Origin of the sequence: Mycobacterium sp. SMC-8, from assembly GCF_025263565.1 — a bacterium.
Lineage (GTDB): Bacteria > Actinomycetota > Actinomycetes > Mycobacteriales > Mycobacteriaceae > Mycobacterium.
Map to the genome: position 1 here is coordinate 2,634,619 of NZ_CP079865.1, position 25,185 is coordinate 2,659,803.

At 71.0% G+C, this 25,185-nt stretch carries 15 protein-coding genes and 1 pseudogene; 2 read left to right on the forward strand and 14 right to left on the reverse strand.

Annotated features, from left to right (window positions below; genetic code table 11):
- The first annotated feature begins 116 nt into the window (after positions 1-116).
- On the forward strand, positions 117-2,012 hold the full coding sequence (locus tag KXD97_RS12830) for a diguanylate cyclase (protein WP_260757140.1): 1,896 nt from the start codon (positions 117-119) through the stop codon (positions 2,010-2,012).
- Here the strand turns inward: KXD97_RS12830 and KXD97_RS12835 are convergent.
- The 5 genes and pseudogenes from KXD97_RS12835 to KXD97_RS12855 all read right to left on the reverse strand — a co-directional run bounded on the left by KXD97_RS12835 (position 1,977) and on the right by KXD97_RS12855 (position 7,644).
- A complete protein-coding gene (locus KXD97_RS12835; protein ID WP_260757141.1) occupies positions 1,977-2,999 on the reverse strand; it encodes an NAD(P)/FAD-dependent oxidoreductase in 1,023 nt (340 codons plus the stop codon). The genes KXD97_RS12830 and KXD97_RS12835 overlap by 36 nt on opposite strands.
- A complete protein-coding gene (locus KXD97_RS12840) occupies positions 2,996-3,511 on the reverse strand; it encodes an isoprenylcysteine carboxyl methyltransferase family protein (protein WP_260757945.1) in 516 nt (171 codons plus the stop codon). Before KXD97_RS12840 ends, KXD97_RS12835 begins: the two co-directional genes overlap by 4 nt.
- 5 nt (positions 3,512-3,516) lie before the next feature.
- Positions 3,517-4,578 carry a type III polyketide synthase gene (locus KXD97_RS12845; RefSeq protein ID WP_260757946.1) on the reverse strand — a complete coding sequence of 354 codons (1,062 nt, stop codon included), beginning with the start codon at positions 4,576-4,578 and terminating at the stop codon, positions 3,517-3,519.
- An 8-nt stretch (positions 4,579-4,586) separates the two neighbouring features.
- A pseudogene (locus KXD97_RS12850) lies at positions 4,587-6,822 on the reverse strand (MMPL family transporter).
- Positions 6,823-6,921: 99 nt separating this feature from the next.
- Complete coding sequence (locus KXD97_RS12855) at positions 6,922-7,644, reverse strand: M15 family metallopeptidase (protein ID WP_260757947.1); 723 nt, start codon at positions 7,642-7,644, stop codon at positions 6,922-6,924.
- Between the two features lie 174 nt (positions 7,645-7,818).
- On the opposite strand from KXD97_RS12855, the gene KXD97_RS12860 reads away from it, so the two are divergent.
- A complete protein-coding gene (locus tag KXD97_RS12860; protein ID WP_260757142.1) occupies positions 7,819-8,040 on the forward strand; it encodes a hypothetical protein in 222 nt (73 codons plus the stop codon).
- Positions 8,041-8,047: 7 nt separating this feature from the next.
- Here KXD97_RS12860 and KXD97_RS12865 read toward each other — a convergent pair whose 3' ends face one another.
- The 9 genes from KXD97_RS12865 to KXD97_RS12905 all read right to left on the reverse strand — a co-directional run bounded on the left by KXD97_RS12865 (position 8,048) and on the right by KXD97_RS12905 (position 25,169).
- Positions 8,048-9,238 (reverse strand): SfnB family sulfur acquisition oxidoreductase, encoded by a 1,191-nt coding sequence (locus tag KXD97_RS12865; RefSeq protein ID WP_260757143.1) that lies wholly within the window; start codon positions 9,236-9,238, stop codon positions 8,048-8,050.
- Complete coding sequence (locus KXD97_RS12870) at positions 9,235-10,410, reverse strand: LLM class flavin-dependent oxidoreductase (RefSeq protein WP_260757144.1); 1,176 nt, start codon at positions 10,408-10,410, stop codon at positions 9,235-9,237. Before KXD97_RS12870 ends, KXD97_RS12865 begins: the two co-directional genes overlap by 4 nt.
- 85 nt (positions 10,411-10,495) lie before the next feature.
- Positions 10,496-13,216, reverse strand: a complete 2,721-nt coding sequence (locus KXD97_RS12875; RefSeq protein WP_260757145.1) for an HAD-IC family P-type ATPase — start codon at positions 13,214-13,216, stop codon at positions 10,496-10,498.
- Between the two features lie 51 nt (positions 13,217-13,267).
- Positions 13,268-15,655, reverse strand: a complete 2,388-nt coding sequence (locus tag KXD97_RS12880) for a lysylphosphatidylglycerol synthase transmembrane domain-containing protein (RefSeq protein WP_260757146.1) — start codon at positions 15,653-15,655, stop codon at positions 13,268-13,270.
- A 95-nt stretch (positions 15,656-15,750) separates the two neighbouring features.
- The gene (locus tag KXD97_RS12885; protein ID WP_260757147.1) at positions 15,751-16,062 is read right to left on the reverse strand and encodes a hypothetical protein; all 312 of its coding nucleotides are present in this window, start codon (positions 16,060-16,062) and stop codon (positions 15,751-15,753) included.
- A 165-nt stretch (positions 16,063-16,227) separates the two neighbouring features.
- Complete coding sequence (gene recD, locus KXD97_RS12890; RefSeq protein WP_260757148.1) at positions 16,228-17,883, reverse strand: exodeoxyribonuclease V subunit alpha; 1,656 nt, start codon at positions 17,881-17,883, stop codon at positions 16,228-16,230.
- On the reverse strand, positions 17,880-21,194 hold the full coding sequence (gene recB / locus KXD97_RS12895) for an exodeoxyribonuclease V subunit beta (protein WP_260757150.1): 3,315 nt from the start codon (positions 21,192-21,194) through the stop codon (positions 17,880-17,882). Before recB ends, recD begins: the two co-directional genes overlap by 4 nt.
- Complete coding sequence (gene recC / locus KXD97_RS12900; protein WP_260757151.1) at positions 21,191-24,454, reverse strand: exodeoxyribonuclease V subunit gamma; 3,264 nt, start codon at positions 24,452-24,454, stop codon at positions 21,191-21,193. Before recC ends, recB begins: the two co-directional genes overlap by 4 nt.
- A 55-nt stretch (positions 24,455-24,509) precedes the next feature.
- Positions 24,510-25,169, reverse strand: a complete 660-nt coding sequence (locus KXD97_RS12905; RefSeq protein ID WP_260757152.1) for a DUF3060 domain-containing protein — start codon at positions 25,167-25,169, stop codon at positions 24,510-24,512.
- Between the last annotated feature and the right edge of the window lie 16 nt (positions 25,170-25,185).

Genomic DNA, 25,185 nt, shown 5'->3' on the forward strand with positions numbered 1-25,185 from the left:
ACGCGTCATTGTGTCCTGCGCGCGTTTCCACGGCGGGTCGGGGGTGTGAACGACACGTACGCCGCCATTTGCGGCCAAGGATTGCCGAGACAATATTGACGCTGTTGACTGTTTGAATGTCGAAGGGCCGTGCGGTGCCTCTGACCGGCGCGAGGAGCCGCCGGCAGTCGTGGCGTGCGCGGTTGGCGGCGGCCGATCTGCTGCCCCCGTTCTGGAGTCTGGTGGGCTGGACCGCGGGCGTGGTGGCCGCCTCGGAACTGGTTCGCTTCCTGGCTTCGGTCGACGGCCGGACCTTCACGGTGGTGTGGCTGGCGGCGGCCCCGCAGTTGGTGGCGCTACTGCTGGCCCGGCGCCGGCACTGGCCTGCCTATCTGCTGACCTTCGCGTTCTTCCAGTACGTGCCGGCCTGGGTGCTGCTGGACCGGCCCCCGGAGCTGGCGGCGCTGTCGACGCTGACCGCGGTGGTGTTCGCCGCGGCGACGCTGCACTCCGACCAGGACTGGATCCACGGCCGGACCGACTCCCTGCGCAGCTGGCGCCGCTTCGTGCTGTACGCGGTGATCGTCGCGCCGGCGTTCGCCGGAACGATCGGGGCGTTGAGCGTGCTGGTGCATCAGCAGGGCCGCACGGATCCGAAGTCGCTGTGCATCGTCGCGCTGATCTGGTATCTCGCCGAGGCGGTCGGCATCGCGTTCCTGGCGCCGGTGCTGCTGCGGTGGCGCCGGTACTGGCGGCGGCACACCGCCCGCCAGGTGTTCATGACCGGCGGCTTCACGGTGCTGATGGTGGTGCTGGGAACCGTCGCGGCCTACGAGTCGAACTTCGTGCTGATGTTCCTGACCGCGGTGCCCGCCCTGCTGGTGCTGATCGAGTTCGGGATCGCGGCGGCGTTCTGGCAGATGGCCGTCGGCGCGGTGATCCTGCTGAGCACCACGTTCGCCGGGATGGGGCCGTTCGTGGCGACCGCCGTCGACCGCACCGAGGCGATGATCCACACCCAGGTGTTCCTGCTCACCGGCTACGCGATGGTGGTGCTGGTGGCGGCGGCGCTGGAGGAACGCAACCGCCTGACCGCGCTCGACCACGCCAGCCACGAGGTGTACGACCTCGTCGCCGACCTGACCGGCGACCTGGTGATCGTCGTCGACGCCCGCGGGGACGTGCTGCATCACGCGTTCACCGGGCACAGCGACCTCAACCTGCCGGCCGGGCGCATCGGGCGCCACCAATGGCGTCACCAGGTGCATCCCGACGACCTGCACCTCATCGCCGAGCACTGGTTCGCCGCCCGCCCCGGCGCGTCGCTGCCGTTCCGGATCAAGGCCCGCGACGGGTCGTGGCGCTGGCTGGTGATGCACACCCGCCATGCCGCCAAGGGGCTGACGGCGGCCGTACTGCGCGACGTCACACTCGAGCGCGAGGTGCAAGAGTCGCTGACCGACATGGCGAACTCCGATCCGCTGACCGGGCTGCCGAACCGGCGCGGACTGGCGGCGCGGGCCCGCGACATCTGGCTGCGCGCCCTGGAGCGCGACGAGCCACTGACCGCGATGTTCGTCGACGTCGACCACTTCAAGGCGTACAACGACCGGTTCGGGCACCAGGCCGGTGACGTCTGCCTGCGCGAGGTCGCCGAGGTGCTGGCCCATCTCGCCGATCCGGCCAGCTGTGTGGCCGCCCGGTACGGCGGCGAGGAGTTCGCGGTGGTGCTGTCCGGATGCGGCGACCCGTACACGTTCGCGACCGGGCTGGCCTCGGCGATCCGGGCGCTGGGGATCAGCCACCCAGCGTGCGCGTCGGGGGTGGTCACCGTCAGCGTCGGTGTCGCGACCGTCTTCCCGCGCGACGAGGCCCGGTTCGGCGGCGCCGATCCCGACGCGGCGGTCAGTGAACTGCTCGACCGCGCCGACAAGGCCCTGTACTCGGCGAAATCGAAAGGGCGCAACGCGATTTCGGTGGCCCACGACGACGCGCTGCTAGTCGGCGAGCAGGTTCACCACCCCGGTGAATAGACCCGGAAAGGTGCTCGAGGCCGGGACGATGACTGAGCGCAGCGGCGACGTACCGGCCCGCAGCACCCCCGCAGTCGTCAGCCGGTAGCGGCGGGTGGCCCGCCGCCACTGCTGCTCATAGTCCTCGGGCCGGTCGGCCAGCACGGACTCGACCAGCAGCCGGGCCGCGGCGAAGGACAGCCCCAGCCCCTCCCCGGTGAGCGCGTCGACGTAGCCGGCCGCGTCGCCGACGAGAAGCACCCGCCCGGCGACCCGGCTGCGGACCCGCTGCCGCAGCGGGCCGGCGGCCCGGTCGGGCTGGTGCGGCAGTCCCGCGATGCGTTGCCGCAGTGCGGGAAACGCGTCCAGATGCGACTCGAACCCTCCCTGCCGGGAGGTCAGGACGGCGATGCCGACGCAGTCGTCGGCCACCGGGGTCACATAGATCTCCCCGGCCTCAGGGTCCGGTGACCAGTGCACCTCGACGTTGTCGCTCCACGGCGCGACGGCCACGTGGCGTTTGATCCCCCAGCGCCGCGTCCGGCCCGCGGGGAGCCCCAGGCCCAGGCCGGCGCGAATCGGGGAGTGCAGCCCGTCCGCGGCGGCCAGATACCGGGCGCGGAAACCGTTGACCGACACCGACTCCGCGTCCTGGGTGGGCTGGCCGACCCTGTCGTGCACGACCGTCACCCCCGCCTCGGCGGCCGCCTGCAGCAGCGACGCGTGCAGCGTGGTGCGGCGCACGCCGAGCCCGGGCCCGGAGCGCAACCGCGCGGTGACGCGGCGGCGGCCGTCGACGTAGGTGATGCCGTCGAAGTGTCTCCCGGCGGGACGTGCCCCGAGCTGATCCAGCTGCCGGACCGCGTGCGGCATCAGGCCCTCGCCGCAGGCCTTGTCGATCGGGCCGGACCGCGCTTCGATGACGACGGTCTGCAGGCCGGACCGCGCGGCGTGGATCGCCGTGGCCAGACCGGCCGGACCGCCGCCGGCCACCAGCAGGTCGATCATGGCGGCGACGGTGTCAGAGACCGTAACGCGGTGTTCTCCACCGAGATCCGCACCCACAGCAGCGCGGCGTTGAGGGCGGTGAACACCAGCGCCGTGATCCAGGCGGTATGCACCAGCGGCAGCGCGATGCCCTCGATGACGACCGCGACGTAGTTGGGGTGCGACAGGAATCGGTACGGCCCGGCGGCGACCCGGCCGGCGTTCGGAACCACCACGACCCGGGTGTTCCACTGCCGCCCGAGCGTGCTGATGCACCACCAGCGCAGCGCCTGGGCGGCCAGCACCAGCGCGAACATCGGCCAGCCGAGGGCGGGGATGAACTCCCGGTGCATGGCCTCAAGCAGGCAGGCCGCCAGCAGCGCGGTGTGCAGTGCGACCATCACCGGGTAGTGGCCGGCGCCGAACTCGACACCGCCGCGGTCCCGGCTCCACTTCAGGTTCTGTTGCGAGACAACCAGTTCGGCCACGCGCTCGAGCGCGACCGCGCCGATAAGCAGGGTGTAGGCGAGCATGGCGGTCAGCGCCACCGCAGCAGCACGAGCTCGGAGCAGAAGCCCGGGCCCATCGCCATCAGCAGGCCGGGCGTTCCGGCTGGGGGTTTCTTGGCCAAGGTGTCGCGCAGGATGTGCAGGACCGACGACGAGGACAGGATGCCGACCTCGGCCAGAGACCGCCAGGACAGCTCGAGCGCGTCGTCGGGCAGGTGCAGCGCGCCGGAGATCGCCTCCAGGACCTTCGGGCCGCCGGGATGGGACACCCACGCGGCGATGTCCTCGGCAGCGAGGTCGTGCTCGCCGAGGAAGCCCGCGACGTCGTCGGGCAGGTAGCATTCGATGAGCTCGGGCAGGTCGGGCGAGAGGAGCAGCTGGAATCCGTTGTGGTTCACCGACCATCCCATGATGTCCAGAGAGTCGGGGTACATCCTGCTGCGGCTGTCGAGTACCGCCGGGCCTGCCGCGTTCATCGTGCCGACCCGGTCTTCTCCGACGGCGATCACCGCGGCCGCACCGTCGCCGAACAGCGCGCTGCCGACGAGGCTGCCGATGGTCGGCTCGAGCGCGGGGCGCGTGAGCGAGCACAGTTCGACCGAGACCAGCGCGGCGACGTGGCTGGGTGCACCGCGCAGGTAGTCGTGCATGCGGGCGATGCCCGCCGCCCCGGCCACACAGCCGAGTCCGAACAGCGGCACCCGCCGGACGTCGGGGCGCAGACCCAGCCGGGCGGCGATGCGCGCGTCCAGAGACGGAACGGCGATCCCGGTCACGGTGGTCGACATGATGATGTCGAGATCGGTGGGCATCAGCCCGGTTTCGTCGAGCGCCGCGGTCAGCGCCTGGCAGCCGAGTTCGACGGCATGCTCGATGTAGAGATCGTTGGCCTCGCCGAAATCGACCAGGTCCGGGTACTGCTCCAACGGCAACACCAGGTGGCGGGCGTCGACCTTCGCATTGTCGTGCAATCCGCGCAGCAGCTCACCGACGCCGGCGAAAGCCGGTTCCTGGACGAACCGTTCGGTGATCTCGGCTTGTGTGTAGCGGTATGGCGGCAGTGCGCCCTGCACGCCGGCGATGACGCTGATCGGGTTGTTCATGATGACGTGATCCGTTCGGGTTGGGGGCTCGGTGCCTCGGCGAAGCCGAGGCGTTCGTGTACGCGTTTGAGCCAGGCCGGGGCCCACCAGTTGAACCCGCCCATCAGCCGCATGAACGCCGGCACGAGGACCATCCGCACCAGTGTCGCGTCGACCAGGACGGCCAGGGTCAGGCCGAGGCCGAACATCCGCATGAATGACACGCTTGCGGCGATCAGTGCGGCGAACGAGATCGACATGATCAGCGCGGCGGCGGTGATGATGCGGCCGGTGTGGGCGATGCCCAGCGCCACCGACTCGTCGGAATTGCCGGTCCGGAGCCAGAATTCGCGGATACGTGCCACGAGGAACACCTCGTAGTCCATCGACAGCCCGAAGGCGATGCAGAACAGCAGCACCGGCATGTTGGCCACCAGCGTGCCGGTCGGGGTGGTGCCGAGACCCCCCAGATGCCCGTCCTGGAAGATCCACACCAGCGCGCCGAACGCGGCGGTCAACGAAAGCATGTTCAGCACAAGGGCTTTGAGTGGGACGATGACGCTGCCGGTGAGCAGGAACAGCAGCGCGAACATGATGACCGCGATCAGCGCGAGCACCACCGGCAGCGTCGAGGTGATGGCATCCACGCTGTCGCGGTTGACTTGGGCGGTGCCGGTCAGCAACACCTCTCGTCCGCCGGGACCGGCCACGGCGTGCAGCCGATCGAGCTGGCTCTCGGATGCCGCGGAGAACAGCGGCGCCGTGCTCGCGACGGTGAGGAAGGTGCTGCCGTCCTTCACGCCGGCCGGCGCCGACGGAGGACCGGACCGGACGCCGCCGACGAACGTGCCGGTGGGCGCCGACACCGCGGGCACGTCGGGCACGCGGGACAGTTCGGCGGCATACCCCGACAGTTCTTCTGGGCTGAGCCCCGCACTGTCGGGCACGACCACCGTCACCGCGGTGTCGGTGTTGTCCGCGAACCCGGCGCGCAGCTGGTCGCCCACCTGATGCGCGGACGCCGACGTCGGCAGCACCCGCTCGTCGGGGAACCCCCACTTCACACCCAGAAACGGGGCGCCGAGCACGAGCAGCAGCGCCACCACGGCCAGCCCGAGCGGCAGCGCCCGGCGCATCACCGCCTTCGCGCAGCGGTACCAGAAGCGCTGTTCGACGGGCACCGGCTGCGGTTCCGGCCGGCGCAGCAGGCGCCGCGCCAGTCTGCGGACGTCCAGCGACTCGACGCGGTCGCCGAGCACCACCAGCGCCGCCGGGGTCACGACGACGGCGGCTGCCGCGGCGAACGCGACGGTGGCCACCCCGGCGTAGGCGAACGACTTCAGGAAGTGCATCGGGAACAGCACCATCACCGCCATCGACAGCGCGACCGTCGTCGCCGAGAACAGCACGGTGCGCCCCGCGGTGGCCACGGTGCGCCGGATCGCGTCGGGACGGTCCGCGCCGGCGGCGAGTTCGTCGCGGTACCGCGACAGGATCAGCAGCGTGTAGTCGATCGCCAGTGCCAGCCCCATCGCGGTGGCGAGGTTCAGCGCGAAGATCGACACGTCGGTGGCGAAGGTGACCAGCCGCAGCACCGCCAGCGCCCCGATGATCGCCATGCCGCCGATGGCCACCGGCAGCGCGGCGGCCAGCAGCCCGCCGAACACCCACACCAGCACCAGGAAACTCAACGGGATCGCCAGCGCCTCCATCACCAGCAGATCGCGCTGGGAGTGCTCGGTGATCTGCACGTTGACCATCGCGGTGCCGCCCGTACGCACGGTGATGCCGTCGCGGTCGCCGGTGACGTCTTCGGAGATCTGCTTGGCGTAGGTCTGCTGTTCGGCCTCGTCGCCTCGGATACCGGCCACGACCAGACCGGCGGTGCGGTCGCGGCTGATCAGATCGGCGGCCGCCGCGGGAGGCGAGGTCCACGGCGACGACACGTCGGTCACATGGGGATCGGTGTCCAGGCGTCGAACGATGTCGAGTCCGGTGTCGCGCACGCGGGGGGCGTCGATACCGTCGGCCGAGGACACCACGATCAGCATCTGCACGTCGCCCTGGCCGAACCTGTCGGTGAGAAGCGCCGAGGCGCGGGCGGATTCGGAGCCGGGATCGGAGAACCCGCTCGGCGACAGGCTCTTGGCGACCGGCACACCGAATACCGCCAGCACGACGGTCAACAATGCCGCGGCGAGAAGGATCCGCCGGGGGGGCGGCCAGAGCCAGTGAGGCGATTCTGGGAAGCAGCTGAGTCTCCCGTCCACGTAGAGCGCCTTAATCTACGACACGTAATACGCCCTGCGGGGGTTCACGTATTGCACATGATCGCCCGCGAAGTCGGGAGGGTCAGTCGATTTCGAAGTGCTGGTAATCGAGCGGGGTGCGCCAGTGCCCGCCCCACCGCCAGCCCCGGTCGGTGAACGCGCGCACGGCGGCGTCCCCGTCGTGCAGCATCCCGGGATCGGTGCGGCCGCGGTCCACCCAGGGACCGGCGTTGGCGGGTTGGAAGTCGCCGCGCCGGTCGATGTACGGGTTGAGTTTCGGGTTCACGTCCACCGCCCGGCCGTAGGCGTGCAGCGACCAGCTGCCGGTGCCGGGGATGTCGCGGCAGTTGAACGCCGAGGTGTTGTTGTCGCGCATCGAAAGTTCGTCGTAGGCACCGGGATAGCGCTCGACGGTGTCCATCTTCTCGATCGGATACCTTAAGCGGTGCAGTTCGGCGAAGACGTCGATGACCGCCTGGGTGACGTCTCGGTGCACCACGAGCCGGCCGCGGTGTGTCTGCCCGTCGAAGCCCACGTAATCCAATTCGACACGGCGCAGGGCGTCGGGGTCCAACGGGCAGCCCGGGCGCCACGTCGCCCCGAGATCGGCGGCGGTGACCGGATGCACCTGGGCGGCGCGTGGCCGCGGCGGGGCCGCGGTGACGGTGCGGACGGTCTCCGGGGACAGCCGCGGGGACGCCGCGATGGACGACCCCGTGGCCGGGTCCCCTGACCGCGCCGGCGGCTCAGGCGCCGACGCGCACTGCACCAGCACCGCCGTCATGACCGCCAGCGCGGCCGGCATCGCGAACCTCACCGCCGACCAACCTACCCGAGCCGACGTCGCGGTTAGCAGCCCTAATCAGTTCCGTTAGTTGAGCTTTCGAATTTGACGGCTTGGTCACAACATCGCCGTCATTCATGTGATGTGCGTCATGCCTGGGCTATATTGTGGGCGTCATCACAGAAGGGCGTGGTCATGGTCGGAATGGGTGAGGGCGCGATGGTCCCACAGGGTGTCGAGTCGCACCGCGCATCGCACGCGTCCAGTTCGGTCAATTGGGCGCTCGTGCTGCTCATGGTGGCGCTTTTGATCGCAGCGATCGCCGGCGTAGTGGTTGCGCTGTACAGCGGGCTGCCGACCGTGGCGCTGGTGATCGCGCTGGTCACAGGCGCGGTGTTCGCCGGAGTCGCGTGCTGAGCACGCGTTAGATCTGGCCGTGTCGTGGCGGCCTGACCCCAGACAGGGTGTGGCGGCCGATGTGCTGCAGTTTCCACCGCGTCGGGTCGTGCAAGGTGTGCGTGCGCGCGTCGCGCCAGTACCGGGACAGGTTCGCCGCCGCTGACGCGCTGCGGGTGCCGCCGAGCTCGAACAGTACGTTCGACGCCTCCAGCGAGGCCCGCACCGCCGCGACCTTCGCGACGGCCGCCGCGATCGACGCGGCCGCCGCCGTCTCGTCGGTGAGGTTCTCGGTCGCGGCGTCCACCTGCCGCGCCGCGTCGGCCAGCAGCGCCTGTGCGCCGCGCACCGTGACCGTCGCCTCGCCGGCGAGATGGACCAGGGTCGGATCGTCGGCCGCCGCGTCGACCCCCGCCTCGAAGTGCGGCCGGGCCCGGCCGGCCTGGCGCACCCCCTCGGCGAGCGCCCCCGTGGCGATGCCGACGTCGATCGCGGCGTGCCAGAGCTGTGCCCGCGCGCCGTAGGTGGTCGGGCCCGAGAAGATCGGGGAGAACGGGACGACGTGCTCGCCGGGCACGGCGACGTCGGTGAGGGTCACGGTGCCCGAGGCGGTGGTGCGCTGGCCCATCCCGTCCCAGTCGTCGACGACCTCCAGGCCATCGGCGTCGCGTTGCACGAACGCCAGCGCCTTCGGCGTAGATGCGGTCGGGGTGTGGCCGGAGCCGTCGGCCAGTGACGCCCGCACGACGACCCAGTCGGCGAACAGCGCGCCGGTGGAGTAGAACTTGCGGCCCGCCAGCGTGTAGTCACCGCCGGGCCGGCGCACCAGCGTGGTGGTGTCCACGTCGACGGGGTGCGGCCCGCGTTCGGACTGGGCGTTGGCGAACAACGCGCCCTGGCGCACGTGGTCGTAGAAGCAGGCCTGCTGGGCCGCGGTGCCCTGCAGCCGCAGCGCCTCCAGGAACACGAAGTGCGAGTGCGGGATCTGGGCCAGCGACGGGTCGGCCTGGGCCAGCAGCCGGAACACCTCGGCCAGTACCGCGGCGGGCGCGTCGGGACCGCCCAGACTCCGCGGCACCGACAGCGTCAGCAGACCGGATGCCTTGAGCGCCTTGACCTGATCGTGGGGCAGGGTGCGGTCGGCGTCCCGCGCGGCCGCGTCGGCGGCGACGTCGGCGGCCAGGCGTTCCGCGACGGCGATCGCCTCGCCGGGTGTCACCGCGCCGCGCCGAGGAACGGAATCGAGCCCGGCGCAGCACTTTTCACGTCCGGCGCGAACAGCCCGCGCTCGCGCAGCAGCGGCACCACGCCCTCGCCGAGCCAGTACAGCTCCTCCAGATGCGGATAGCCCGAGAAGATGAACTCGTCGATACCGGCGTCGGCGTACTCGGCGATGCGGTCGGCCACCTCGGTGTGGCTGCCCACCAGCGCGGTGCCCGCGCCGCCGCGAACCAGACCGACGCCGGCCCACAGGTTGGGCGCTATCTCCAGTGTGCGGGCGTCGTGCCAGGTGCCGTCGGCGCGATGGGCCTCGTGCAGGGCCAGCATCCGCTTCTGGCCCTCGGACTCGCTGCGGCCCAGCCCGGCCTGGGCGCTGCGCACGGTCTCCTCGTCGAGCGCACCGATCAGCTTGTCCGCCTGTGTCCACGCCTCGTCCGCGGTGTCGCGGGTGATCACGTGCAAGCGGATCCCGAACCGCACCTGCCTACCCTGCTTGGCGGCGAGCCGGCGGATCCATGCGATCTTCTCGGCCACCGCGGCGGGCGGTTCGCCCCACGTCAGATACACGTTGGCATGGCGTGCCGCCACCGGGCCGGCGGCAGCGGAGCTGCCACCGAAATACAAGGGCGGCAACGGGTTCGGCAGCGTCGGGATGGTCGCGTCCTCGACCCGGATGTGTTCACCGTCGAGGGTCACCGTCTGCCCGTCCCACAGCCGGCGTACCACGTCGAGGAATTCGTCGGCGCGGGCGTACCGGCCGTCCTTGTCGAGATGGTCACCGAACGCGCGCTGTTCGTGGGCCTCGCCGCCGACCACGACGTTGAGCAGGATCCGGCCGGGCGCGTGCCGGGAGAACGTCGCCGCCATCTGCGCCGACAGCGTCGGGCTGACCAGGCCCGGCCGGAACGCCACCAGGAACGCCAGCGACGTCGTCTCCCGGGCCAGCAGCGCCGCCGTGATGAACGCGTCCTCGCACCACGCGCCGGTCGGGATCAGCGCACCGGTGAAACCGAACGTTTCGGCGGCGCGCACGATCGAGGCGAGGTAGTCGATCGACGCGTCGCGATCGCCGCGGGCCGCGCCGGCCGGCGTGCCGTGTCCTCCGCCGACGATCAGCCGGCTGTCTCCGTAGGTCGGAAGGAACCAGTGCAGTTTGATCGCAGAAGTCACCACGGGATGGTCCCCGCCGCGCGTCCGGCGCTCACGGGTTTACCTCACCGCGATTGGAAGCCCCCGAGGGAAAGGGGGCGGCGGGTCAGTAGCCGAGCCGCAGTCCGACGGCCTTGGCGGCTTCGACCATCAGGAAGATCATTACGGAGAAGAGCAGCGCGACGCCCCAGCCGAGCAGTGTGATCGGCGCCGAGTGGAACCACGCGTTCATGAACGGCGCGTAGATGAACACCAGCTGCAGCGCCAGCAGCGCGGCGGCCATCCGCCACACCCACGGGTTGCCCCGCAGGACGGCCGGACGCAAGCTCGATCGCGACACGAACCGGCAGTTGAACAGGTAGGCCAGCTGACCCATCGCCAGCATGTTCACCGCCGCGGTCTGCGCCACCGGCAGCGGATAGCCGTTGGCCCGGCCGATGAAGAAGATCGCCAGCGCCGCACCGGCGACGAGCACCGACACCAGCGCGATCATCGATACGTCGGCAAGCCGGACCACGGGCTGCGTGGCCGGCCGCGGCGGCCGGGTCATCAACCCGTCCTCGGCCTTCTCGAACACCAGCGCCAGTGCCAGCGTCACCCCGGTGACCAGGTTGACCCACAGGATCTGCACCGGCTGCAACGGTAGCGCGAAGCCGAACAGCACCGCCACCAGGATGACCAGAGACTGAGACCCGTTGGTCGGCAACAGGAACAGCACCGACTTGCGGATGTTGTCGTAGATCCGGCGGCCCTCTTCGACGGCGCGCTCGATGGTGGCGAAGTTGTCGTCGGCCAACACGATGCCGGCCGCCTCCTTGGTGGCCTCGGTGCCCTTGACCCCCATCGCGACGCCGATGTCTGCCCGGGTCAGCGCGGGCGCGTCGTTGACGCCGTCGCCGGTCATCGCGACCGCATCGCCCTCGGCCTGCAGCGCGCTGACGATTCGCAGCTTGTGCTCCGGACTGGTCCGGGCGAAGACGTCGACCTGGTTGACCACCTCCCGCAGTCGCGGCTGGCTCATGGCCTGCAGGTCGGCTCCGGTCAGCGCCGACGGCTCGCCCTCGGCGCCGATGCCCATCTCGCGTGCGATGGCCTTGGCGGTGCCGACGTGGTCACCGGTGATCATCTTCACCCGGATTCCGGCGCTGTGGCAGTTGGCGATCGCCTCGATGGCCTCCGGGCGGGGCGGGTCGACGATGCCAACGATGCCCAGAAACTCCAGCCCGCTGTCGACGTCCTCGATCGCGACGCCGTCGGCGGTGCCGGCGGGGCGCCGTGCCGCGGCGAGCACCCGCAGCCCCTGATGGCTGAGTTCGTCGACGCGCGCGTGCCAGAACGCGCTGTCCAGCGCTTCGGTCACACCGCCGCGAAGCTGTGTGGCCGCCCTTTCGAGCAGGCGGTCCGGAGCGCCCTTGACGTGCAGCCACCGTTCCCCGTCCGGTGCTTCGTCGAGGGTGACCATGAACTTGTGTGCCGACTCGAACGGGATCTCGGCCAGCCGGCGCATGGGGCGCCCGATACCGGCCTTGTGCGCGAGCGCGCGCAAAGCCCCTTCGGTCGGCTCACCGACCACCCGCCAGTGACCGTCGACCTCCACCAGCCGCGAGTCGTTGCACAGCGACATCGTGACGATCACCGCGTTCAGGTCGGGGTGCGCGGCCAGTCCTGCTGCGGCGCCGTCGAGTTCGAGATCGCCGTGCGGGGCGTAGCCGGCGCCGGTGACGGCATAGCGGTGGCGTGACGTGATGACGGTGCGCACCGTCATCTCGTTCTGGGTCAGGGTGCCGGTCTTGTCCGAACAGATCACGTTGACCGACCCGAGCGCTTCGACCGCGGGCAGCTTGCGGGTGATCGCGTTACGCCGCGCCATCTGCTGCACGCCGAGCGCCAGGGTCACCGTCACCACCGCCGGCAGTCCCTCCGGGATGGCCGCAACCGCGAAGCCGATCGCTGCGGAGATCAGGTCCTCGATGGAGAACTGATGGATGACCCTGCCGATGATCAGCATCACCGCGGCCATCGCGAGGATGAGCACCGACAGTTGGCGGCCGAACTGCTCCAGCTTGCGGGTCAGTGGCGTGTCGATGCCCTCGACCTCGGAGATCATCGTCTGGATGCGCCCGATCTCGGTGGCCGTCCCGGTCGCGGTCACCACGCCGACACCGGTGCCCGCAGCCACGATCGTGCCTGAGTACACCATCGAGGTGCGGTCGCCGAGACCCACATCGGACTCGACGTGGGTGACCCTCTTGGCGGTGGGCACCGACTCACCGGTCAGCGCCGACTCCTCCACCCGCAGGTTGTTCACCTCGAGCAGGCGCAGATCGGCAGGGATGCGGTCGCCCGAACCGATCCGCACCACGTCGCCCGGCACCAGGGTCGCGGCGTCGACATTCGTCCACTGTCCGTCGCGCAGCACCCGCGCCGACACCGACAGCATCTCGCGGATGCTGTCGAGCGCCTTCTCGGCCTTACCCTCCTGCAGGTAGCCCACGACGCTGTTGATGATCGCCGCCGCGCCGATGACCGCGGCATCGATCCACCCGCCCAGGATCGCCTTAAGCACGGCGGCGGCGATGAGGATGTAGATCAGCACGTTGTTGAACTGCGCGAGGAAACGCATCAACGGCGAGCGGTGAGGGGGCGCAGGCAGCCGGTTGGGGCCGGTTTCGGCGAGTCGGGTCTGCGCGTCCACCGAGGTAAGGCCGGCGGCGGTGGTGCGCAGCGCCGCCAGGATGTCGGCTCGGCTGCGGGCGTGCGCCAGCCCCGCGAAATCGGCCTCCTCAGCTACCCGCTGGACGTCGGCCGTGGTGGTTTCTCGCGCCATACCCCGATGCTGTCGGCTCGGCGGCCGGGCTGCAACCGGCGGACCGCAGGCTCAGATCATGTCCCTGCGGGTCAGCCAGCGCATGATCGGCCAGCCGATGAAGACCGGCAGCCAACAGGTCAGGATCCGGTACAGCAGCACCGCGGGCACCGCGACGGCCGCGGGTACCCCGAACGCGGCCAGCCCGCCGATCAGCGCGGCCTCCACCGCGCCGACGCCGCCGGGGGTGGGTGCCGCCGACGCGAGCGTCCCGCCGATCATCGTGACGATCGTGACGGTGACGAAGCTGGCGTCGCCGCCGAACGCCTCGATGCTCGCCCACAGAGCCAGTGCGCCACCGAGAGTGGTTGCGGCGCAGCCGATCACGATCAATGCCAGCCGCCGGGGTTCGCGGGCCAGTGCGAACAGGTCGTTGACGACCTCCTCCAGACGCGGGCGCACCGCGGTGGCCAGCCAGTGCCGCAGCTTCGGCACGAACAGGAAGATCCCGACGGCCCCGAGCGCCGCGCCGGCGACCAGGTAGATCACCGTCGCGCTCGGCACGAACCGCGACAGGTCCGCCGACACCCCGACCAGCGCGCTGAACAGGATCAGCAGCGTGATGTGGGTGATCACCTGGACCGATTGCTGCAGCGCCACCGCGGTGGTGGCCCGCAGCGCGCCGAGCCCGGCCTTCTGCAGGAAACGGGTGCTCAACGCCAGACCGCCGACACCGGCGGGCGTCGTCGTCGCGGCGAACGTGTTGGCCACCTGCATGATGGTCAGGTCGCGGAAACTGACCAGCCGGTCGGCGCACGCCCACAACGCCGCCGCGGCTCCGAGGTACTTCAGCGCCGACACCGCCAGACCGGCCAGCGCCCACCACCAGTTGGCCGACCGCAGCTCGGAGAAGAACACCGGCACCGAGCTGATGAACGGATAGGCGACGTAGACCAGTGCGACCAGCAGCACCATCTGGATCACCTGGTTGCGGGTGAACCGGGTGATCGTCGCGGTCTTGATCTGGTCGGCGCCGGTCTGGTTCTTCACCTCGTCGCGCACCGCCGACATCACCGCGGCGGCGTCGGGCACCGAGTTTCGCAGGCGTTTCGGGACGGCCGTCTTGGTCAGCCGCCGCGACGCGGCGAGTACCGGCTCGAAGCCGAACACCGTGATCGCGGCGGCCACCGCCTTGCCGACGCCGTACAGGTGCGCGGTGGTGAGCAGGAGCGCCGCGATGTCGCTGTGCAGGTGCGCGTCCGAGGCGCCGTACTCGGCGTGGGCGAAACCGCCGAACAGCGGGGTGCCGTCGACCACGGTGACGGACTTGGCGCGCAGGTCGCCGTGCGAGATCTGCTGGCTGTGCAGGACGCCGAGCGAGTCCCACACGCGGGCGACCGGGGTGTCGGCGGCGCAATCCTGCAGCGGTGTGCCGCGGGCCGGCTTGTGCGCGTACACCGTCCAGCCCCGGTCCAGTGTCGCGACCGCGAGCGGGGTGGTGTTGGCCATGCCGAGGTTGCCGACGGCCAGCGCCATCAGCGCGCGGTGTTCGACCGCGCGGCGCATCGAGGTCTGCAGCGGCGCGGTCTCGCTGTCGCGCAGCCGCAGCTTGCCCCAGAACTGGCGCAGGAAGCCGCCCCCGCGTTGGTGCGGTCCGTACAGTTCGACGATCGCGGTGCCGGGCACGGTGCCGGCGGGCACATCCTCGGTGGCGTCGAGCATCATCGGGCCCCGCCCCGCCGGCCGGACCACGTTCAGCGCCGACGCCCGGAACCCGCGGCGGGCCATCGCCCGCACGGCCCCGTCGAGCGGTACTTCCAGCGCCGGTGTGCCGACGACGAGCACCACCAGCGCGCCGACGAACCAGCCGACCGCCAGGCCCAGCAGCGAGCGGGCCGGTACGACGGCACTGACCACCAGATGGATCGGGACGAACGCCAGCAGCAGCGCCCACCACCAGCGCCGCCACCGGGCGGGAAGCCACGGACCCGACACCGTCAGCACGGCGGCGAGCATCGCGATCCACCGCGGATCGTCGAGGAACTGCGACAGCACGGTGTCGAGGCGGTCGTTGAGGTCCAGATGCCAGCGTGGCGCCGCGATGCCGTTGCCGGTGATCGACAGCGAAAGGATCGCGAGCAGGCCCGCCGCGGCGTACGCGCCGAGCAGCTTCCACTGCCGAGACAGGATCAACCCGATCAGGATGATGAACGGCAGCGCCAGGATCGCGACGCCGTAGATGAGGTAGACGGTGTTGGACTGCGCCGGACTCAGGACGCCGACGATCTCGGAGATCGACCGCTCCAGCGCCTCCCACTCGTAGCGGGTGATCAGCGAGCTGGTCACTACGACCACGAGGAACACCGCGGCCAGTGCCAGTCGCATGATGTCGTTGGTGCGGCGGGTCAACGGCTGCAGAAGGCTGCCTGTGACAGCGACGTCCTGCCCGTCAACTCGCATATGTCAACGATCTCTTTCGATTGGCTGCAAGCCGCCATCGGCTCACCGACAAAATAGCGACTGTTCGGTGACGATCGGTACACGCGCGACGGTGCTCAGCGAATGGTCACGTAATACACCTTGCCGACGACGCGAAGTTCCAGTCCGTCGTCTCCGCCCTCGTTGACCCACTCGGTGACGTTTCCGCCGGTGTGGATGCCGACGACCTCGGCCTCGGCGAGCGGCGCGCTGCCCAGCTTGTTGACGATCACGCGGTTGCCCTCGGCCTGCAGCCGGCTGATAGTGGACTGCGCGTCGCCGGTGGCCGTGGGGGCGGCAGCGGCGGCGCCGGCCAGGCCGAGCGTGGCGGCGGCCAGAGTGGTGGCGATACCCGTGGCGATCCCGGCGGTGGTGGTCAGGTTGCTCATGTCCGGGGAAACCGGCCGGCCGGCGCGGGCATTTCCGTTGGCAGCAATTGGCCGCGCCGTGGCAGAAAGCGATCACCGAGATTGCGTCTGCGGTGCGAAAAAGCGTGAAATGACCGCGTGGAATGCGATTTCGGCGGAGTTGTGGGGAAGGCGATTTCGGCGGGGTCAGGGGCGGGTGCGCAGCTGCTGGGCCAGGCCCGACGCGCGGGTGGCCCGACGGTCGATCGCCTCCCGCACCGAGGCCTCGGTCCCGACGACGTGCACGCGCTTCTTGGCGCGGGTGACCGCGGTGTAGAACAGCTCGCGGGTCAGCAGCCGGGACTCCGGCGGCGGCAGCAGCACGGTCACCTCGTCGGCCTGACTGCCCTGGCTCTTGTGAATGGTCATCGCGAACATCGTCTCGACCTCACCGAGCCGGCCCGGCGCGAACCGCAGGGCACCGACGTGGGCGCGCAGCCCGTCCGGCGAGGCGACGACGACGCCGGTGTCGCCGTTGTACACCCCCAGCCCGTAGTCGTTCTCCGTCACCAGCAGCGGCCGGCCCGGATACCACTGCGCCCACAGCGGCTGCCCGGTGGTCTCGGCCAGCCAACGTTCCACCTGACGGTTCCAGTGCGTCACACCGAACGGCCCGCGACGGTGTGCGCACAGCAGCCGGTGACTGTCGAGCACCGCCAGCGCCGCCCCGGCGTCGCCGAGCAGCGCCGCCCGGCGCAGCTGCTCGGCGCGGGACGTCAGCGTGGGCCGCAGCGGGCCCGCGGCATCGTCGGTGTCCAGCCACGCCACCGCGTCGCCGCCCGCGCGCAGCACCGCCAGCGCGGCATCGGCGTCGCCGGCGCGGATCGCCTGCGCCAGCGATCCGATGGTCTCGCCGTAGCGGTGCGGCGTCTTGAGCTCGACCACCCCGGCGCTGCCCAGACCGTCCACCAGGTCGGCGAGCACCGCGCCGGCGTCCACCGACGCCAACTGGTCGGGGTCGCCGACGAACAGCAGCCGCGCGTCCGGGCGCACCGCCTCCAGCAGCCGCGCCATCATCGTCAGCGACACCATCGAGGTCTCGTCGACGACGATGACGTCGTGCGGAAGCCGGTTGTCGCGGTGGTGCCGGAACCGTGACGACGTGCCCGGTCTGCTGCCGAGCAGCCGGTGCAAGGTGGTGGCCCGCAGGCCCGCCAGCCGCTTCCGATCGACCTCGGTGAGCCTGCCGAGCTCGTCGTGCACCGCGTCCTGCAGCCGGGCCGCCGCCTTGCCGGTCGGTGCGGCCAGCGCCATCCGCGGCGGCGTGCCGCCGGCCACCTCGGCCTGCTCGGCGATCGCGGCCAGCAGCCGTGCCACCGTCGTCGTCTTGCCGGTGCCGGGCCCGCCGGTGAGCACCGTCAGCGATTGCTGCAGAGCAACTTTGGCGGCGGCGCGCTGTTCTTCCCAGCCGTTGGGAAACAGCCGCTCCAGGCCCGGGACAGGTCCGCGCGGCGCGGCGGCCAGCAGCGCCAGCACGTCGTCGCGGACCTGCTGTTCCTCCCGCCAGTACCGGTCCAGGTAGAGCAGGTCGCCGTGCACCCGCAGCACCTGTCGGTCGGCGAGCGCACTGGCCCGCACCGCGGTCAGCCACTGATCCGGTGACGGCCACGGCAGCTCCGGCATTCCGGCCTGCCCGGCGATCGTGCGCAGGTCGACGCACACCGAGCCGCCGCGCAGCGCGCGCACCGCCAGCGCGACGGCCAGCGCCACCCGGTCGTCGTCGTCCCGGACCAGGGTCGTGAGCCGTTGCGCCACCTGTACATCCGCGGGTTCGAACAGTGCGGCGAACGCGTCGACGGTCATGCGGCCGCCGTCCCGGCGTCCAGCAGCTCCGACAGGGCCTCGACCAGCGCGGCCGGCGGCCGCCAGCTGAACACCCCGGCTGGATGGCCGTCGACGGTCGGGGTCTGCGGACCGCACATGCCGCGCACGAACAGGTAAAGCACCCCGCCGAGGTGCTGCTCCGGATCGTATCCGGACTGCCGCCACCGCAGGAAGCGGTGCAGCACAACGCAATACAACAGCGCCTGCAGCGGGTAGTCGGAGTGCAGCATCGCTTCGGCCAGCCGGGCCCGGCCGTAGTCCGCGGCGGTCAGGGGGCGGGACGGATCGCCCAGCCAGTTGGTCTTGTAGTCGACCACCAGGTAGCGCCCCCCGATCCGCAGCACCGCGTCCAAAGACCCGGTCAGATAGCCCTTCAGCGACTGGGCGGCCAGGACGCTGTCGGTCAGCCGGTCGGCGTAGGGCGCCAGCGGGTCGCCGGCGGGCAGGTGCTCGGCGAGCAGTCGGCCGACGTCGGCCAGGGTGATCGACGGCGCCGAGGACCGGCGGTCCCCCCCGGCGAGCGGGAACTCGAACTCCATCTCCCGCAACCGGTCCCGCAGCCCGATGTCGCGCAGGGTGACTCCGGGCGCCAGCGGTCCGAGCGGGGTGTCGTGCATCGGTACGAGCGCGGCGGCAAGCTCCGCGGCCGGCACGTCGACGGGCCACCACAGCGAGTGGTCGCCGATCTTCGCCTCCAGCTCGGCGGCCAGATCGGGGGCGAACGGATCGGCGGTCTCCAGCACCGCGTGCACCAGCGTGCCGAACTTGGCGCCCATCGGCAGTTCTGCCATCGGGGACGGCATCGGCTCGCCGGCTTCGGCCGGCTCCTGCACCGGAACCTCACCGGTCTCGTCGTCGAGTTCGGCGACCTCGGGCTCACTGGTCACGCCGGCGCCCTGCTCGGCCTCCACCGCCCGGATCAGGCCGGAGTACGACGTCCGCCGCCACGACGTGTCGATCTGCCGGTGAAAGTGCCGGACGTCCAGATCATCTGGGGCAGTGGGCAGCTCGACCTCGACCGCAGGCGCGATGACCGACTCCTCCAGCGCAGGTCCGCCCGCGTCGGACCAGGCGCGCAGCAGCGCCATCGCGTCGGCGTCGTCGATGCGGGGCGGATCGCACCGGTCGGGCACGGCGGCCTCGCCGGGCGCACGCCCGCGGAGCAGCCGGGACAGCCCGCCGTTGGGTTCGTCGTGGGACGGCGCCCACCACGCGACCACCTGGGACTGCGCGCGCGTCATCGCGACGTAGGTCAGGCGCACGTCATCGCCGGCGGCCTCGCGCCGGCCCTGCTGCTGGGCCGCGGCGTGGTCGGGGCTGAGCTCGCCGCCGATGTGCAGACAGCGGACGTCGCCGGCCGGTGTGGACTCGTGGAACGTCACCACGTCGCGGGTCTGGACGTTGCGGTTGAACGCGAACGGCAGGTACACCACCGGGAACTGCAGGCCCTTGCTCACCCACACCGTCATGATCTGCACGGCCGCGGCGTCGCTGTCGAGCCGGCGGTTGCGTTCGGGGGCGCCGCTGCGTTCGTCGCGCTGGGTGCGCAGCCAGTCGCGCAGTGCGGGCAGGCTGAAGTGCTCGCGGTGGGCGACGGCCTGCAGCACCTGGGTCAGGTGCGCGAGGTCGGTCATGTGCCGCTCACCGTCCACCCAGGACAGCACCCGCTCACCCATGCCGCCCAGCGAAGCGGCCTCGAACACCGCGGCGACCCCGCGTTCCCGCGCGAAATCCGCCCACTGCCTGAGTGTCTCGGCGACCCGATCGGTCAGTGTGTCGTCTTGGGCGGCAAGGGTTTCAGCGGTCTCGCCGAAGAACATCGTGGTGGCCGCGGCGCGCACCAGCCCGGACCGGTGCGGCTGGTCGAAGGCCTCCAGCAGGCACAGCCAGTCATCGGCGGCAGGGCAGGAGAACACGTCCGAGTCGCCGGTGTAGACCGCCGGGACACCGGCAGCGGTGAGTGCGTCGAAACACGCGTGGCCGTCGCGGTGGCTCTCCACGATCACCGCGATGTCGCCGGGGTGCAGCGGGTTCCCGCAGAACGTCGCGCCACCGGCCAGCAGCGCGGCGATGTCGGTGGCGAGGTCCTTCGGGATGTGCCGGCGGAGCCGGTCGATCGGAACGGGTTTGTCGGGATGGGTGCCGAACTGGTCACGGCTGACCACCCGGAGCCGGAACGGCGCGTTGTGCGGCGCGCCCTGCAGGCGGTGCTCCTTGTGGTGGGCTTGCACCCGGTGCACCACGATCCGCGGATCGCCGAGCTGCGCGTCCCGCATGACCGCCTGCAGGCTCTCGACCAGCGGGCCGTCGCTGCGGTAGTTGGTGCCCAACGTCTTCTGCTCGCCGGCGGTGGAGGCGGCGTGCAGATAGGTGACGATGTCGCCGCCGCGGAACGCGTAGATCGCCTGCTTCGGGTCCCCGATCAGGATCACCGTGGCGTGGCCGCTGAACGCGCGGTCGATGATCTGCCACTGCACGGGGTCGGTGTCCTGGAACTCGTCGACCATCACGATCGACCAGCGCCGCCGCATCCGGGCCCGCGCGGGGGAGTCCTGCGGCTCCAGCGCCCGGGCCAGCCGGGAGAGCAGGTCGTCGTAGTGCAGGATGCCGAGCCGGCGTTTGCGGGTCTCCAGTTCGGCGCAGACCGCGCGGGCGAACTGGACCCGCACGTGCGGGTCGAAGCCGGGCGGCGGGTCGGCGGGCCGTAACTCGGTGTGCGCGTTGCGGACCACCTCGTGGGCCAGGTTCAGCGCCGCGTCGTAGGACAGCAGCGGCTCGTCGCGCTGCTGCCCAAAATGCGCCAGGTACAGGTCGTCGACGATCTCGGTCACCAGGTCGTCGAGGCTTTCCACCAGCTCCACGCCGGAGTCGGTGTCGCCGGCGACGCCCAGCGAGCGCAGCACCAGCTGACAGAACTGGTGGGTGGTGGCGATGGTGGCGGCGTCGAAACCGGCCAGCGCGTCCCGGAGCCGCTGCCGGCGGTCGGCCAGTTCCTCGGCGGTGCCGTCGAGAAGGTGGGCGAGGACCTCGTTGTCGGCGGCGCCGGCGGGATCGTCGAATGCGCGCACCGCGTCCACGATCTGGCGGCGCACCCGCTCGCGTAGTTCCTGACTGGCGGCGCGGCCGAACGTGATGAGCAGCATCTGGTCCAGGGTCGCCACGCCCTCGGCGACGTAGCGGGTGACCAGACCGGCGAGCGCGAAGGTCTTGCCGGTGCCGGCGCTGGCCTCCAGCACCGTGGTGGTGCGCGGGGCGGGCAGCGGGCCGAGCAGCTCGAAGGGCTCCGTCACGGCGGTGTCCTCTCGGCATGCAGCAGCGGTGACCACAGCCGCGCGGCGAAATCGGGCAGGCCCGCCTCCACCAGACCCGACAGCGGGAAATTCGGACCCCACACCCGGACGTGGGCGCGGTCGGCGTCCTCGCCGGGAAAACGACCGGACCGCCACTTCCAGCCCGCTTCGCGCATTGGCGAACCGCGGTGGTGCTCGGTCTCGGCCCAGGCGTAGGACGTCTTGAGCGGCAACGGGATCGGGGCTCGGCGGCCGGCGTCGTACATCGCGACCAGATCCCGCAGCACCTCGACGGCGGAGTCCGGCGGGCCGAGCAGCCGCTGCCTGACGGCGCCGTCCCTGCCGCCCCGGCTGTTTCCCCGGCCGATGCACACCGCGGTCCAGTCGGTGCCGGGACGGTGAACGGTCAACGCCACCAGGCGGATCCAGGACTCCAGCAGGTGCCGGCCGTCGAGTTTGGAATACGTGACGGCCACCATGTGGTCGCCGTACAGGCGCGGCACGGTGCCGGTCAGCCGCCGCGACGGCCCCACCGCGACGTCGACGTCGACGGCCCGCGGGTCCTGGGTGCGGTGACGCTGTGCCTCGGCGGCCAGGGCGGCCGAGCGCGCCGCGATCTCCTGCGCCTTGCGCCAGCCCAGCCGGCCCGGCGGCAGCGAGCCGCGCCGCCATTCCGCCTGCTGCGCATCGGCCGTGCTCATGCCCCGCAGCATGTCGTCGAGCATGCGGTCGCCGATCTTCCATTCGGCCAGCGCGTCGATCTCCACGGGCATCGCGTCCTCGACTGCGTCGACATCCCACGGCAGCGTGTAGTCCAGCGCGCGGAAGAAACCCTTCACCGGATCCTTGAAGAAGCCGACCAGCTCATCGAGGGCGATGTCGGCCGGGGGCGGGGCGGGCAGCAGCGCACCGAGCAGCCGCGGCCGCTCGTCACGGTGCCCGGCCGCGGCCCGGGCGGCGGTCAGCGCGGTCGGGTCGAACGTGAACGGCAGGTCAGGGGGCATGCCGAGCCTGCCCGGGGTGACATTGTCGATGTCGAAGGGCTGCAACGGATGTTCGATCAGCACGTGGTCGCGCACCGGGGCGGTGGTGGTGAGGTCGAGGGCGTCGAGCAGCTCGATCACCGGGACGGCGGGCGGTTTGCGCTGACCGCTCACCTCGTCGGCGCCCGTGTAGGTGATCACGAGTCTCTCGGTCGCCGCCCCGACCGCGTCGAGCAGCAGCTGCCGGTCCTCGGCGCGCAGGTCACGCTCGCCGGTCATCGGGTCGCGGGCCAGCACGTCGTCACCGTCGACCACGCCGACGCGCGGGAACACGCCGTCGTCCAGACCCACCAGGCACACCACCCGATGGGGGACCGAACGCATCGGCACCATGGTGCAGACGGTCAGTGTGCCGGTGCGGAAGTTGGCCCGGGTCGGCCGGCCCGCGAGATGGCGGTCCAGCAGCGCCCGGACATCGGAGAGCCGCAACTCGATCCCGGCATGGGCGCCGGCGACGGTGCGGATGCCGTTGAGCTCGCGCTGGACCTGAGCGGTCTGCCACAGGTCGGCATCCGACACCGCGGTCAGCATGTCCAGCCCGTCCGACAGCCGGGTCAGCCAGCTGCTCAACGACGCTGTGCCCGTGAGTGATTCGACCACCCGGTGCAGACAGTCGACGTAGTCGGCCAGCCGGCCGGCCAGTTCGACGCGGTTGCTGCTGACATCGTCGAGCGGCAGCGTGGTGTCCAGCCAGGCGCGGGAGTCGTCGGACATCGCCACGCCGGCCAGCACCCGGTCGACGCCGAACCGCCAGGTGTTCTGCACGAAGTCGACGCCGTAGGGGCGGCGGTGGTCACGGTCGAAACCCCAGCGGATGTTCGCCTCGCGCACCCAGTCGCCGATCGCGTCGAGGTCGTCGTCGGAGAACCGGAAGCGCTCCCGCACCGGCGCGGCCTCGGCCAGGTTCAGCACCTCACTGGCGGTGGCGCGCCCACCCGCCAGCCCGAGCAGCTGGCGCGCGACGCCGAGCAGCGGATTGGTCTGCGTCAGCGCCCGGTCGGCGAGCTTGACCCGCAGCCGGTGCGCCGGGTGGGCGTCGGTGACGACATCGCCGAGGCCGAAGCCGGCGACGATCAGCGGGGCGTAGGTCTCGATGTCGGGGCACATCACCAAGATGTCGCGGGGTTCCAGGGTGGAATCGTCGGCGAGCAGGCCGAGCAGCACCTCCCGCAGCACGTCCACCTGGCGGGCGGCGCCGTGGCAGCTGTGCACCTGCACCGACCGATCGCCACCGCGATACGAACGATCTTGCGGCCGCACCGAATTCGCGATGAGGTCGGACTGCAGCCAGCCCAGCAGGGTGTCCGGCCGGCCGGCCGGGCCGACGGTCTCGTCGGTCCCGACGTCTGCGGGCAGCCCGCGCTGCAGTTCACGCAGATCCCGCCCGAGGGTGGCCAGCAACGGATGCCCGACTCTGCGGTGCGAGGTGTCGGTTCGGCGGGCAGCGACGCCGTGGATGTCGGCGAGCGCATCCCACAGTTGCGCGCTGGGGTGCGGCAACCACAGGTGCAGCTCGTGATGGGTGCTTACCGCGTCCAGCAGCTCGATCTCGGTGACCGGTAGCCGGGTGTGCCCGAACAGCGACAGCCGCTCCGGCAGCTCGGTGGCGGAATGACGCAGCCGTGCCACGGCTTCCGCCTGGCGGACGTGCGGCGGGTCGGCGGCGACGGCGCGCAGCAGTGCGCGGTAGAGCTCGGGCTGCCACTGCAGGTCCTCGTCCAGATCTTCGGTGCGGCCGTCGATCCAGTCGATGAGCAGCTGCGGCCGCTGCCGGGCATAGGAGTCGAACAGGCCGGCGAGGCGGCGTGCCACGGCGTACCGCCGGCCCTGCCGCAGTGACCTCTCCTCGCCGTCGGCGAAGTGGCCGAGGTGAGTGGCCAGCGTCGCGCACCAGGGTTCGGCGATGCAGCGGTCGATGACGTCGAGCAGCGGCCACACCATCGCCTCGGGAGACCACGGGTCCTCCTCATCGGTGCCCGTCAGCTCGGCGATCAACGACCGCGGATGGCGAAACGTGATCCCCGCGCAGATACCGTCCTCGCCGGCACCGCGGCCGAGCAGGTGGGAAAGGCGCTGGCTCAGCCAGCGCTCGGTGCCGCGCGCCGAGACCAGCACCAGATCCTCGGCGAACGGGTCGGCGGGTGGGCTGGCCAGCATCGCGCCGAGGCCGTCGGCTAGCAAGTCGGTGCGGTCGGCCCGGTGCAGGTGCAGCGCCATCGTGGGTCAGCCTACGACGGCGGCGGTCGCCCACGGGATCGCGGGGGAGACGGCCTCAGCCCTGTTCGACGACGTTGCCGACCCCTGACTTCGAGATCTCGGGGTCACCGGAGCGGTAGGTCACGCGGTTGTCGAAACCGGATGCGTGAACAGACCCCGCGGACTCGATGGTCACGGAATTCTCGACGCCCGACACGTTGACCAGCAGGCAGCCACCCTGGATTTCGATGACGTTGCGCACGCCGGAGACGCTCACCGTGCCGTCCTGGCAGATGACCGTCCGCCTGGTTTCGACGCCGCCGATGCTCAGAAAGCTGCCCGCTTCCACCGTCACGATCTGCTCGGTGGAGTCGATACGGGCCTGCGCGCCGAGACCCGGTGGCGGGTCAAGGGGTCCGCCCCCGCCGGCGATCGGCACCGGGCGGCCGTCCGAGTCGGCGGTGTCGAAGAACATCACCGCGGCGGCGACCGCGCCGGCGATCACGGCGACCAGCGCGACCGGGATCAGCCACAGCGCGGTGCTGTGCGGGCGCTTGTGCACCACTCGCTGCGGGGGAGCGTAGTACGGCGAACCGTTGTAGAGGTTCGGCTGTGCGCCGAGCTCGTTGGCCCGGGTCTGATCGGCGAGGGGCCGTTCCAGATCCCGGATGCGGGCTTCAGGGTCCCCGAACGGCTCCATGGGCAGATGCTCGCACACCAGGTCAGCACGGCTCAACGGTTCGGATTGGACG

Bases quoted from the DNA above. Each gene is read 5' to 3' on its own strand.
- KXD97_RS12830 (WP_260757140.1), top strand. From the start codon at position 117: ATGTCGAAGGGCCGTGCGGTGCCTCTGACCGGCGCGAGGAGCCGCCGG.
- KXD97_RS12835 (WP_260757141.1), bottom strand. From the start codon at position 2,999: ATGATCGACCTGCTGGTGGCCGGCGGCGGTCCGGCCGGTCTGGCCACG.
- KXD97_RS12840 (WP_260757945.1), bottom strand. From the start codon at position 3,511: ATGCTCGCCTACACCCTGCTTATCGGCGCGGTCGCGCTCGAGCGCGTG.
- KXD97_RS12855 (WP_260757947.1), bottom strand. From the start codon at position 7,644: ATGCCGGCCGCGCTGGCGGTCATGACGGCGGTGCTGGTGCAGTGCGCG.
- KXD97_RS12860 (WP_260757142.1), top strand. From the start codon at position 7,819: ATGGTCGGAATGGGTGAGGGCGCGATGGTCCCACAGGGTGTCGAGTCG.
- KXD97_RS12875 (WP_260757145.1), bottom strand. From the start codon at position 13,216: ATGGCGCGAGAAACCACCACGGCCGACGTCCAGCGGGTAGCTGAGGAG.
- KXD97_RS12880 (WP_260757146.1), bottom strand. From the start codon at position 15,655: ATGCGAGTTGACGGGCAGGACGTCGCTGTCACAGGCAGCCTTCTGCAG.
- KXD97_RS12885 (WP_260757147.1), bottom strand. From the start codon at position 16,062: ATGAGCAACCTGACCACCACCGCCGGGATCGCCACGGGTATCGCCACC.
- recD (WP_260757148.1), bottom strand. From the start codon at position 17,883: ATGACCGTCGACGCGTTCGCCGCACTGTTCGAACCCGCGGATGTACAG.
- recC (WP_260757151.1), bottom strand. From the start codon at position 24,454: ATGGCGCTGCACCTGCACCGGGCCGACCGCACCGACTTGCTAGCCGAC.